Genomic DNA, 12260 nt, shown 5'->3' with positions numbered 1-12260 from the left:
CCCTTTACTCACACTCCACACACCCTTTTTTTTTCTTTTTTGGGGTTTCCCCGGGGGGGGGGGGGGGGGGGCCCCCCCGGGGGGCCCCCCGGGGGGGCGGGCCCGGGCGCCCCGCCCCGGCGGGGGTCAGCGGCCGCGGCGCTTGCCGTTGCCGCTGCCCTCGTTCAGGAGGCCGGCCTTGCGGAGGGCGTCGGCCATCGCGCTGTTCGCGGGGGCCGGTGCGGAGGGCTGGCGGTCGCGGTTGCGGTCCCCGCCCCCGCCCCCGCCGCCGGCTCCGCCGCGGCGCTGCTGCGGCGGGCGGCCGCCGCGTTCGCGCCGGGGCGCGCGCTCGCCGGCGCCGGATCCGGCTTCCGCCGTCGCCTCGTCGTCAAGGCGGAGGGTGAGGGAGATCCGCTTGCGCGGGATGTCGACGTCGAGGACCTTCACCCTCACCACGTCGCCCGGCTTCACCACGTCCCGCGGGTCCTTGACGAAGTTCTTCGACATGGCCGAGACGTGGACGAGGCCGTCCTGGTGGACGCCGACGTCGACGAAGGCGCCGAAGGCGGCGACATTGGTCACCACGCCCTCCAGGACCATCCCCGCCACCAGGTCGGAGATCTTCTCGACGCCCTCCTTGAAGGTGGCCGTCTTGAACGCGGGTCGCGGGTCGCGGCCCGGCTTCTCCAGTTCCTTCAGGATGTCGGTGACCGTCGGCAGACCGAAGGTCTCGTCCACGAAGTCGTCGGCCCGCAGGGAGCGCAGCACCCCGGTGTTGCCGATCAGCGCGGCGACCTCGCCGCCCGCCGTCTTCACCATCCGGCGCACCACGGGGTACGCCTCGGGGTGCACCGCCGACGCGTCCAGCGGGTCGTCGCCGCCGCGGATGCGCAGGAAGCCCGCGCACTGCTCGTACGCCTTGGGGCCGAGCCGCGCCACGTCCTTCAGCGCCTTACGGGACCGGAACGGACCGTTGGCGTCGCGATGCGCCACGATGTTCTCGGCGAGGCCCGCCCCGATGCCGGAGACCCGCGAAAGCAGCGGCGCCGAGGCGGTGTTGACGTCGACGCCGACGCCGTTCACACAGTCCTCGACGACCGCGTCGAGGGAGCGGGACAGCTTCACCTCGGACAGGTCGTGCTGGTACTGGCCGACGCCGATGGACTTCGGGTCGATCTTCACCAGCTCGGCCAGCGGATCCTGGAGGCGCCGTGCGATGGACACCGCGCCGCGCAACGACACGTCCAGGCCGGGGAGTTCCTGCGAGGCGAACGCGGACGCGGAGTAGACCGAGGCGCCGGCCTCGGACACCATCACCTTCGTCAGCTTCAACTCGGGGTGCTTCGCGATGAGTTCGCCGGCCAGCTTGTCCGTCTCGCGGGAGGCGGTGCCGTTGCCGATGGCGACCAGCTCGACCGCGTGCTCCTTGGCGAGCCGGGCCAGCTTGGCGAGGGACTCGTCCCACTTGTTCGCCGGGACGTGCGGGTAGATCGTGTCGGTGGCCACGACCTTGCCCGTCGCGTCGACCACGGCGACCTTCACGCCGGTACGGAAACCGGGGTCGAGGCCCAGCGTCGCGCGCGTGCCCGCGGGCGCGGCCAGCAGCAGGTCGCGCAGGTTCGCCGCGAAGACCCGGACCGCCTCGTCCTCGGCGGCCGTCCGCAGCCGCAGCCGCAGGTCGATCCCGAGGTGGACCAGGATCCGGGTGCGCCAGGCCCAGCGGACCGTGTCCAGGAGCCACTTGTCGCCGGGGCGGCCACGGTCGGCCACGCCGAAGCGGGAGGCGATGATCGGCTCGTACGAGGACGAGGACGAGGCCGCCGGGGTCGCCGTCGGACCGTCGGCGGGCTCCTCGGGCTCCAGGTCCAGGGTGAGGACGTCCTCCTTCTCGCCGCGCAGCATGGCGAGGATCCGGTGCGAGGGCAGCGCGGTGAACGGCTCGACGAAGTCGAAGTAGTCGGCGAACTTCGCGCCCGCCTCCTCCTTGCCCTCCCGGACCTTGGCCGCCAGCCGTCCCCGGCTCCACATGCGCTCACGCAGCTCGCCGATCAGGTCGGCGTCCTCGGAGAACTTCTCGGTGAGGATGGCGCGCGCGCCGTCGAGCGCCGCCGAGGGGTCCGCGACGCCCTTGTCGGCGTCCACGAACGCGGCCGCGGCGGTGAGCGGGTCCACCGACGGGTCGGCGAGCAGCCCCTCGGCCAGCGGCTCCAGACCGGCCTCGCGGGCGATCTGCGCCTTGGTGCGCCGCTTGGGCTTGAACGGCAGGTAGATGTCCTCCAGGCGGGCCTTGGTGTCGGCGGCCCGGATCTGCGCCTCCAGCTCGGGCGTCAGCTTGCCCTGTTCGCGTACGGAGTCGAGGACGGCGGTCCGCCGGTCCTCCAGCTCGCGCAGATACCGCAGCCGCTCCTCCAGGGTGCGCAGCTGCGCGTCGTCGAGCATCTCCGTCGCTTCCTTGCGGTAGCGCGCGATGAACGGCACGGTCGAACCGCCGTCGAGCAGTTCGACGGCCGCCTTCACCTGTCGCTCGCGTACGCCGAGCTCCTCGGCGATCCTTGCTTCGATGGACGTCGTCACGATGTCCCGACCCGCCTTCTCGTGCCTCAAGCTTGCGGAAGCATTCTGCCGGGTCGGTCACCCGAACGCGGCAACCGACCCGCCCTGCCGCCACCCAGGCCCGCCTCGTCAGCTCGCCGGCCCCGCTCGCTGCACCAGGCCCATCGTGCCGGCCGCCTCGCCCGGCCTGCTCCGCCAGGTCGCCCGCTCCGCCGGCCGGGCCTGCCCCGTCAGGTCTTGCCCGCCTCGCCGGCCAGGCCTGCCCCGCCGGCCCCGTCAGGTCGCCCGCTCCGCCGGCCAGGCCCGCCCCATCGGGCCGCCCGCTCCGTGGCTACGCCTGGCCCTCCGGTTGCCCGCCCCGCCGACTACGCCTTGCCCCTCCGGTCGCCCGCCCCGCCGCCTCCGGCTACGCCTTGCCCGTCAGGTCGCCCGGGAACGCGCCCGCGCCGACGGCGGCCACCAGGAAGCCCCGGGCCAGCTCGGTGAGCCTGGCCACGCCGTCCGCGCCCAGGTGCTCGTACGGCGCCGCGTCCAGGCGGTCGGTCTCGTCCTCCAGCGCCTCGCGCAGCGCCACGCCCTCCGCGGTCAGCTCGCCCTCGGCGTCGAGCAGTCCCCGCTCGCGCAGCCGCTCCTGGGCCGCGTCCCAGTCGGCGCGGCCCCAGCCGCGGGTGCCGAGGACCCAGCGCGGGGCCATGCCCTTGCCGGTGGCGGTGTGGCTGGCGAGTGCCTCCACCGGGTCGAGTCCGGCGCCGAGCAGGGCCGTCAGGTGCCCGTCGCCGCGGTGCTCGCGCAGCAGCGTGGCGGCGTGCCACAGGCGCAGGTGCGGGGCGTCCGGGGCGGGCAGGTCGGCGTTGCCGGCGTACAGCGGGCGGGCGTGCCGGGTGCAGGCCTCCGCGGCGCGCAGCGCGAGCTCGGCGGCCTCGGCCATCTCGGGCGAGGCGACCACGTCGTCGCCGAGCAGCCGCCGCAGGGTGGTGTCGACGACCCGCAGCCGGGCGTCGAGGACGGCGGCGGGGGAGGCGGCCTCCCAGACGGCCGGCAGGTGCCGGGCGAGGAACGCGTGGTTGTAGTTGTAGAAGGTCGCGGCGACCGTTCCGGCGCCCACCGCCCCGAGCGGGGCGCTGCGCGCGGCCAGCCGCATCGCGCTCGGGTCCTCGATGCCGAGCTCCTTGAACTCGACGTCGAGATCCGGCGAGAAGAAGAGCGTCGCGTGCAGCAGGTTCACCGGGTGGGCGCAGCGGCGGCCCGCGCGGGGCGGCAGGTTCGTCATGGGTCCGCACCATACCTACTGGACGGTACGGCGGGAATCCCAGGGTGTGCCGTGCCCCGCCCCATGGCGCGATCAGGAAGGCCGGGGACGCCCCGCCCGGGCGCCGGACCTGCGGCACCCCGCCCGGGCCCCGGACCTGCGGCCCCCCCGCCCGGGCCCCGGACCTGCGGCACCCCGCCCGGGCCCCGGACCTGCGGCACCCCGCCCGGGCCCCGGACCTGCGGCACCCCGCCCGGGCCCCGGACCTGCGGCCCCCCCGCCCGGGCCCCGGACTTGCGGCACCCCGCCCGGGCCCCGGACCTGCGGCACCCCGCCCGGGCCCCAGACCTGCGGCCCCCCCGCCCGAGCCCCAGACCTGCGCGCTACGCCCAGCCCCCGCCCCGCGGCACCCCGCGCCCCCGCTCAGCCCCACCCCCCCCATGGCAGAAAAGGTGGGAAGCTCGTCATTGCGGCCATTCGCGGTGCCGCGAAGGATGGAGGCATGACGCAGCGACCCGTACTCGTCGTCCTCTTCGACGGCGTGCAGAGCCTCGACGTCACCGGCCCCGTGGAGGTGTTCGCCGGTGCCGCCCGGGCCGCCGGGCGGCCGGACGCTTACCCCATCCGTACGGCCTCGACGGACGGCGGTCCGGTCCGCACCCACAGCGGACTGCGCCTGCTGCCCGACACCTCCCTCGCGGACGCCGTCGCCGACGGGCCCCCGCACACCCTGCTGGTGCCCGGCGGCGAGGGCACCCGCGTCCCCGACCCGGCGCTGGTCGCGTGGCTGCGCGGGCACGCCCCCGACGCGGAGCGGCTCGTCTCGGTCTGCACCGGCGCGCTGCTGCTCGCCGAGGCCGGGCTGCTCGACGGGCACCGGGTGACGACCCACTGGATCGCCTGCGACCACCTGGCCCGGCGCCACCCCGAGGTCGAGGTGGACCCGGAGCCGATCTTCGTCCGGGACGGCCGGCTCGCCACCTCCGCCGGGGTGACCGCGGGGATCGACCTCGCGCTCGCCCTGGTCGAGGAGGACCTCGGCCGGGACGTCGCCCTCACCGTCGCGCGCCACCTGGTCGTCTTCCTGCGCCGGCCCGGCAACCAGGCGCAGTTCAGCGCCCAACTGGCCGCGCAGACGGCCCGCCGGGCGCCGCTGCGGGACCTGCAGCACTGGATCGCCGAGCATCCCGAGGGCGACCACTCGGTGGAGGCGCTCGCCGCCCGCGCCGGGCTCTCGCCCCGGCACTTCGCGCGCGCCTTCCAGGCCGAGACCGGTACGACACCCGGCCGCTACGTCGACCGCGTACGGCTGGAACACGCCCGGCGGCTCCTGGAGGAGTCCGTCCAGGGCGTCCAGGAGGTCGCCCGCGCCGCCGGATACGGCACGCCCGAGGCGATGCGCCGCGCCTTCGTGAAGGCGCTCGGCACCGCCCCGGCGGACTACCGGCGCCGCTTCCACGCGCCCATCGCCTGACGTACGCCGTCGACCGGCGGCGCGCCCGCCACCGCTGACGTACGCCGTCGACCGGCGGCGCGCCCGCCACCGCTTCACACCATCCGATACCGAGGAGCCACCATGCAGATCGCCGTCCTGCTCTACGACCGCTTCACCACGCTCGACGCCGTCGGCCCCTACGAACTCCTCGCCCGACTCCCCGGCGCCGAGACCGTCTTCGTCGCTAAGGAGCCGGGGCCGGTCCGCGGCGACCAGGGCAGCCTCGCCCTGGTCGCCGACAAGGCCCTGGGGGACGTGCCCCGGCCCGACATCGTCCTGGTGCCCGGCGGTCCGGGCTCGCGGGAGGCCATGCACGACCCGGAGATCCTCGACTGGCTGCGGACCGCCGACGCGACCAGCACCTGGACCACCTCGGTCTGCACCGGCTCCCTGGTGCTCGCAGGGGCGGGGCTGCTCGCCGGCCGCCGGGCCGCCTGCCACTGGCTCGCCCTGGACGAACTCGCGCCGCTGGGGGCCGAGTCGACGGGGGAGCGGGTCGTCGTCGACGGCAAGTACGTCACGGCCGCCGGGGTCTCCTCGGGCATCGACATGGCCCTGCACCTGCTCGGCCGGATCGCCGGGGACGCGACCGCGCAGACGATCCAGCTCCTCACCGAGTACGACCCGCAGCCGCCGTACGACGCGGGCTCCCCGGCCAAGGCCCCGGCCGCGATCGTCGCCCACTGGCGCGGCCAGGCCGAGAAGGTCCTGGTCCAGGAGTAGGTCCGGGGAGGCCCAGGAGGAGCGGGACCGGGCCGGCCTCAGGTTCGTAGCCGGAGCCGGAGCCGTTCCAGGACCAGCAGGCCCGGCCCCGCCTCAACGTCCGTGCGCGAAGCCGGTCCAAGAACAGCGGGCCCGGCCCCGCCTCACCCTCCGTGCGCGAAGCCGTTCCAGGACCAGCAGGCCCGGCCCCGCCTCAGCGTCGTGCGCGGAGCCGTTCCAGGACCAGCAGGCCCGGCCCCGCCTCACCCTCCGTGCGCGAAGCCGTTCCAGGACCAGCAGGCCCGGCCCCGCCTCAACGTCCGTGCGCGAAGCCGGTCCAAGAACAGCAGGCCCGGCCCCGCCTCACCCTCCGTGCGCGAAGCCGTTCCAGGACCAGCGGGCCCGCCCCCCTCAGACCTCAGAGCCCGTACGTGAACCGGGCCGGGCGGCGTTCCAGGAAGGCGGCGACCCCCTCCGCGGTGTCGCCGCTGCCGCGTGCCTGCTCCGCCCAGTGCGCGTCCCGGTCGGTGCGGCCGTCGGCGAACTCCTTCGCGGCTGCCTGGGTGAGCAGCGAGCGGGAGACGAGCGTGCGGGTGAACTCCGCCACCCGCTTGTCCAGTTCGCCCACCGGGAGCACCTCGTCGACGAGCCCGGTGCGCAGCGCCCGCTCTGTGTCGATCAGCTCGCCCGAGAACAGCAGGTGCTTGGCGGCCGAGGGGCCCACGAGGGAGGCGAGGCGGCGGGTGGACGAGGACGGGTAGACGATGCCGAGCTTCGACGGGGTCACTCCGAACCGCGCGCCCTCCTCGGCGAACCGCAGGTCGCAGGCGGCGGCGAGCTGGCTGCCGCCGCCGACGCAGAAGCCGCGGATCGCGGCGAGGGTCGGCTTGGGGAAGGCGGCCAGCGCGTCCTCGGCGCGGACCGCGAGGGTCTGCTGCTCGTCGCCCGGTTCGCGGAGGGTCGAGATGTCGGCCCCGGCGCAGAAGGTCTCGCCCGCACCGGTCAGCACCAGGGCGCGTACGGCCGGGTCGGCGGCCAGCGGGGCCAGCAGCCCGGGCAGGGACCGCCACATGCCGGCGGTCATGGCGTTGCGCTTGGCGGGGTTGGCGATCACGAGGGTGGCGACCTCGTCGGCGACGCTGACGGTCAGCTGGGGCTCCATGCGCCGGATGCTATCCGGGCACCCCCTTCGTACGATCAGGAAGGGGTGCGGAGAGCAGAAATCCGTGGTGAGAGGGGGACGTCCATGGTGAGGAGCAGACGTCCATGGGCAGGAGAGGCCGCCGACGCCAACGCCGCCCGGCTCGCCGGCGTCGAGGTGCCCGGCGTCGTCCGTGGTGAGAGGAGACGTCCATGGCCCACGAGGACTCGTCCCCGGAGTACCTGACCGGCGGCGAACGCAACGAACTGCGCCGCGAGGGGAAGCGGCTGCGCCGCAGCTTCGGCTGGCTCACCGCGCTCGGGGTCCTGCTGGTCGTCGGCGGGATCGTCGGCCTGATCTACACCGGCGTGGCCACCCTCACCTCGATGCTCCTCTTCGGCTGGCTGCTGCTGATCGGCGGGATCGTCGGGCTGCTGCACGCCGTCGAGTCACGCGGGAGCAACTACTTCTGGCTCGCGGTGGTGGTCGCGGCGCTGAACATCGCGGCCGGGGTGGTCGTCATCAGACACCCGGAGGGCTCGGCGGAGGCGCTGACGATGTTCGCCGCCCTGCTCTTCCTGACGGGCGGGCTGTTCCGGCTGGTGGGCAGCGTGGTGGTGCGCGGGCCGCAGTTCGGCTGGACCCTGCTCCAGGGCGCGTTCGGGCTGCTGCTGGGCATCCTGGTGCTCGTCGACTGGCCGGACAGCAGCCGCTATGTTCTCGGAGCGTTCTTCTCGCTCGCGCTGCTCTTCGACGGACTGGGCCTGGTCGCCATGGGAGTGGGGGGCCGCCGTATCGTGCGTATGGTCACACCGGCGGCCGGTCCTCCTAAGTCGTCAGCGGAGGATCAGGATCAGTCGAACAACTGACATTGGCATACTCACCTGATCAGAACTCGGTCGATAGGTGTCGACTTCTGGTCAGTATCCCGAGGTGGACCTGCGGATTCCCAAGACTCGACGTGTGGCGACAATCGAGCACGAGGGTGGGAGCCGGACTATGGAGAGCCGCGGGAGCGTCCCCGCCCGGCCACCGTCCTACGAAGGGGTCTGGCGATTCACCGCTCCCGCTGTGGACGTGTCCGTGCCGCAGGCCCGGCACGCCGTCCGTGACCTGCTGATCCGGCAGCGCGTTCCGGTCCACGACGACACCGTCCAGGGACTGCTTCTCATCGTCTCCGAACTGGTCACCAACGCGGTCAAGCACGCCGCGCTGCTCTCCCCGGAGATAGCGGTGGAGGTGGCCATCGGGACGGAGTGGATCCGGGTGTCCGTCGAGGACAACCATCCCTACCGTCCCAAGGCCCTGGTGGCCGACTGGGGCCAGACCGGCGGCCGTGGCCTCCTGCTGGTCCGGGAGATCGCCCTGGAGTCGGGCGGTGCCTGCGACGTCGAGCACACCGCGAGCGGCGGCAAGATCATCTGGGCGGCGCTGCCCATGAACCCGTTCGTACCGGGTCAGGCGCCGGCCGGACCGGTGGTGCCGAACGCGGTGCCGGGGCCCGTGCCCGGCACCGCTCCGGGGACCGCCGGGGTCACCAGCCCCCGGACTGACCCGTCAGCTCCTTGATCGCCGGACGCGCCGCGTCGAGCACCGTCATGAACCAGGCGGAGAACGGCGCGGCCGCGTGACGCTCGGCGAGCTCGGCCGCGGTCACGAAGGCGGTCTCCTCGACCTCCTCGGGATCCGGCGTCGGAGCCGCCTGCACCAGGCCGACGAAGAGGTGGTTGAACTCCTGCTCCACCAGGCCCGAGGCGGGGTCCGGGTGGTTGTAGCGGACCGTGCCCGCCTCCGCGAGCAGCGAGGGCGAGACGCCGAGCTCCTCGAAGGTGCGCCGGGCGGCCGCCGCGAACGGCGCCTCGCCCGGGTACGGGTGGCCGCAGCAGGTGTTGGACCACACTCCGGGGGAGTGGTACTTGCCGAGCGCCCGCCGCTGCAGCAGCAGCCGGCCCGCCTCGTCGAAGAGGAACACCGAGAAGGCGCGGTGCAGCTGCCCCGGCGCCTGGTGTGCCGCGAGCTTCTCCGCCGTACCGATCGTGACGCCGTCTTCGTCGACCAGTTCGAGCATGATCGGCGCCTCGTCCTCGACCGGCCGGACGCCGTTCGACGAGCTCTGGGCCACGGTGGCTGATGTGGTCGGCATACCCATCCTTACGCTTCGGTCCTCGCCCTGAGGGGCCACCTCAGTCTGCCGTACAAAACCGGCTTGTCCGTACTTCGGCGGCCGGACATGGCCGCTCCCACCACACCGGAGTACATCCCGGTGCGGTGGGAGCGACCGCCTTGTCAGACCCCGAAAGCCGCCGGATACGAGATCGTGCCCCTGGGGACCGGCCCGGAACCGTCCAGGTCGAGCGCCATCATGGCTTCGTCCGGAACCTCGAAGGCTGGCTTGATCCCGTATGCGGACGCCCGTACGAACCCGAACCGTGGGTAGTAGTCCGGATGGCCGAGCACCAGCACGAGCCGCTCGCCGCGCAGCCGCGCCGCGTCGAGCACCGCCCGGACGACGGCCTGCCCGGCCCCCGTCCGCTGGTGAGCGGGATCCACGGCCACCGGCCCGAGCGCCGCCGCCGGGACCCCGTCGACCCGGCACCGCGTGATCAGCGCGTACGCGGCGACCGTGCCGTCCGGCGCCTCCGCCACGTACGAGAGACCCGGCAGCCAGGCCTCCCGGTCGGCGCGCAGGGCGTCGACCAGCCCGGCCTCCTCGGCGGTCGGGAAGGCCCGCGCGTTGATCTCCCGTACGGCGGCGACGTCCGCGGGGGTCTCCTCCCGGGTGCGCCATCGCGGGTCGGCCGGCCGCAGGACGAAGCCGGCGTAGCCGTAGTCGCCGCCGTGCGCGCGCCGCAGGGCGATCTCGGCCCGGGCCCCGGAGACCGCCTCGGCCATGCCGGGCACGGAGGTGTCGGCCGCCTCGGCGTGCTCGGCGAGCGGTCCGTAGTACTCGTCCCAGTCGCCCTCCGGCTGGAGGAAGGTCCCGAGGACGTGGTACCCGGCCGCGACGGCCGCCGCCGCGTTCCCGGAGACGGTACGGAGCCGGTAGTGGTCCTCCCAGAAGGCCCGGGCCTCGGGGGAGGGCCGCTCGGTGGTCCACACGCACTCGGTGAGTACGAGCGTGCCACCGGGCGCGAGCAGCCTGCGCCACGCGGCGAGCGCCCGGTCGAAGCCGAGCACGAAGACCGAGCTCTCCGCCCAGACGAGGTCGAAGGAGGCGTCGGGCAGTCCCGCCGCGTCCAGCGCGCCCATGTCGGCGCGCAGCGTACGGACCCGGTCGGCGAGCCCGCGGGCGGCCGCCGCCTCCCGGAGCTCGGCCAGGAACGGCTCGTGCAGGTCGACGGCGGTCACCTCGGCGCCCGCCTCGGCCGCGAGCAGCAGCGCGGAGCGGCCGGGGCCGCAGCCGAGGTCGAGCACGCGCGGACGCGCGGGGAGCGGGCCGGCGAGCGCGAGCAGCCGACGGGTGGTGGGGTCGGAGCCGGGGCCCTGCCGCGGCAGGCCGTGGTGCAGGGCGAAGAAGGCGTCGTGAAGCGCCTGGGTGTGGTCGGACAACGTGGGAAACCCTTGAGTGAAGGGGTCCCGGCCGACGGCGGACGGGCGAAGCGTCAGGTCAGCCGGAGACCCGGAGGCTGAGGAACGACCGGGCGCTGCCGCTGCGGGCAGCCTCCATCGCGACGGTCATCAACCTCAGCTCCTCTCCCCACTCACGTCCGTACGCCATCAGGCTAGCAACAGCGGAGCGGCGCCGGGCCTCGTTCGGCGTACGGCTCCGCCTCCGGGGGCGCGCACGGCCTTCGGAGGCAGAGCCGGGGTACGGCTCCGCCTCCGGGCCGCGCCCGGCCTTCAGAGGCAGAGCTTGGCCTCGTGCGCGGCGTGCCCGGCCGGCTCCAGCTGGAAGGTGCAGTGCTCCACGTCGAAGTGCGAGCCGAGGCAGCCCTGGAGGTCGTGCAGCAGCTTCTCGTGCCCGACCGCGTCCAGCGCGTCCTGGGTGACGACCACGTGCGCCGACAGCACCGGCATGCCCGAGGTGATCGTCCAGGCGTGCAGGTCGTGCACGTCCTCGACGCCCGGCAGGGCCAGGATGTGGGCCCGTACCTCCGCCATGTCGACGCCCTTGGGCGCCGCCTCCAGGAGCACGTCCAGGGTCTCCCGCAGCAGCTTCACCGTCCGCGGCACGATCATCAGGCCGATCAGGATCGAGGCGATCGGGTCCGCGTACTGCCATCCGGTGAGCAGGATGACGCCGGCGGCGACGATCACCGTCACGGAGCCGAGCGCGTCGGCGAGCACCTCCAGATAGGCGCCGCGCACGTTCAGGCTCTCCTTCTGCCCGCGCATCAGCAGCGACAGGGAGACGATGTTGGCGACCAGACCGACCAGCGCGAAGGCGATGGCCAGTCCGCCGCGGGTCTCGGCCGGCTCCAGGAAGCGCTGGATCGCCTCGTAGAGGACGTAGCCGCCCACGCCGAGCAGCAGCAGACAGTTGGCGAGCGCGGCCAGGATCTCGGCCCGCGCGAAGCCGAAGGTGCGGTTGCCGACCGGTGGCCGGTTGGCGAAGTGGATGGCGAGCAGGGCCATCCCGAGGCCGAGGGCGTCGGTCGCCATGTGCGCGGCGTCGGCGATCAGGGCGAGCGAGTCGGCGAGGACACCGCCGACGATCTCCACCACCATCACGGAGAGCGTGATGCCGAGCGCGATCCGCAGTCGGTTCCGGTACGCCAGGGCCGCGGTGCCGGTCGGCGGCGGTCCGCCGTGGCTGTGCCCGTGGTCGTGTCCAGCCCCCATGCCCAGGCCTCCCGGTCGTGTCGACAGTGTGCTCGGTGATGTCCCCGATTCGCCAGTGAACTACGGGTGGGGGGTATGCGCAACACGGTACTGAACACCGTTGTCATATGCTCTGACCTGCGGTGATGTGAATCGGACCGCGTGTGCCCGCGAGCCCGGCCGCGAACCCCCTCGGCCGCGGTTTGTGGGCCGGGCCGCCGATCACCCATGATGATCTCCAGTGGGTGGCGCACCCGCGCGGACGCGAGGCGGCCCGGGGGAGGCCGTCCCACGAAACCTCGGTGAACTCGCGCTTCCGTCATCCGATAGCCTCAGCCGACGTGCCGCCGCCCGGTGCCGGGCCGCATCACCGCGCCCGG

At 74.0% G+C, this 12260-nt stretch carries 9 protein-coding genes and 1 pseudogene; 4 read left to right on the top strand and 6 right to left on the bottom strand.

Going from position 1 to position 12260, the window contains the following annotated elements; genetic code table 11:
- Positions 1-126 precede the first annotated feature (126 nt).
- Together ACIGXE_RS31475 and ACIGXE_RS31470 are read right to left on the bottom strand one after the other, a co-directional pair.
- Positions 127-2553, bottom strand: a complete 2427-nt coding sequence (locus tag ACIGXE_RS31475) for a Tex family protein (RefSeq protein WP_399752699.1) — start codon at positions 2551-2553, stop codon at positions 127-129.
- A 385-nt stretch (positions 2554-2938) separates the two neighbouring features.
- Positions 2939-3802: a hypothetical protein gene (locus ACIGXE_RS31470; RefSeq protein WP_399752696.1), complete on the bottom strand. Its 864-nt coding sequence runs from the start codon at positions 3800-3802 to the stop codon at positions 2939-2941.
- A 481-nt stretch (positions 3803-4283) separates the two neighbouring features.
- Here ACIGXE_RS31470 and ACIGXE_RS31465 point away from each other — a divergent pair, with 481 nt between their 5' ends.
- Positions 4284-5255, top strand: coding sequence for a GlxA family transcriptional regulator (locus tag ACIGXE_RS31465; protein WP_399752694.1), 972 nt, complete (start codon positions 4284-4286; stop codon positions 5253-5255).
- A gap of 102 nt (positions 5256-5357) precedes the next feature.
- The gene (locus tag ACIGXE_RS31460) at positions 5358-5999 is read left to right on the top strand and encodes a DJ-1/PfpI family protein (protein ID WP_399752692.1); all 642 of its coding nucleotides are present in this window, start codon (positions 5358-5360) and stop codon (positions 5997-5999) included.
- Between the two features lie 397 nt (positions 6000-6396).
- Here ACIGXE_RS31460 and ACIGXE_RS31455 read toward each other — a convergent pair whose 3' ends face one another.
- Positions 6397-7140 carry an enoyl-CoA hydratase/isomerase family protein gene (locus tag ACIGXE_RS31455; protein WP_399752690.1) on the bottom strand — a complete coding sequence of 248 codons (744 nt, stop codon included), beginning with the start codon at positions 7138-7140 and terminating at the stop codon, positions 6397-6399.
- A gap of 191 nt (positions 7141-7331) precedes the next feature.
- On the opposite strand from ACIGXE_RS31455, the gene ACIGXE_RS31450 reads away from it, so the two are divergent.
- Positions 7332-7988, top strand: a complete 657-nt coding sequence (locus tag ACIGXE_RS31450) for an HdeD family acid-resistance protein (protein WP_399752688.1) — start codon at positions 7332-7334, stop codon at positions 7986-7988.
- Positions 7989-8118: 130 nt separating this feature from the next.
- Positions 8119-8565: pseudogene (locus tag ACIGXE_RS31445) on the top strand (ATP-binding protein); the annotation flags it as partial.
- Positions 8566-8653: 88 nt separating this feature from the next.
- Here the strand turns inward: ACIGXE_RS31445 and idi are convergent.
- From idi to ACIGXE_RS31430, 3 genes are all read right to left on the bottom strand, one after another.
- Entirely contained in the window at positions 8654-9262 is a 609-nt protein-coding gene (gene idi, locus ACIGXE_RS31440; protein WP_399752686.1) for an isopentenyl-diphosphate Delta-isomerase, read from the bottom strand.
- Positions 9263-9405: 143 nt separating this feature from the next.
- Complete coding sequence (locus ACIGXE_RS31435; protein WP_399752685.1) at positions 9406-10668, bottom strand: GNAT family N-acetyltransferase; 1263 nt, start codon at positions 10666-10668, stop codon at positions 9406-9408.
- A gap of 291 nt (positions 10669-10959) precedes the next feature.
- Entirely contained in the window at positions 10960-11901 is a 942-nt protein-coding gene (locus ACIGXE_RS31430; protein WP_399752683.1) for a cation diffusion facilitator family transporter, read from the bottom strand.
- Positions 11902-12260: the final 359 nt, after the last annotated feature.

The organism is Streptomyces sp. NPDC053431 (assembly GCF_044544925.1).
Lineage (GTDB): Bacteria > Actinomycetota > Actinomycetes > Streptomycetales > Streptomycetaceae > Streptomyces.
The sequence above is the reverse complement of the archived record's forward strand: the minus strand, read 5'-3'. Positions and strand labels throughout refer to the sequence as shown.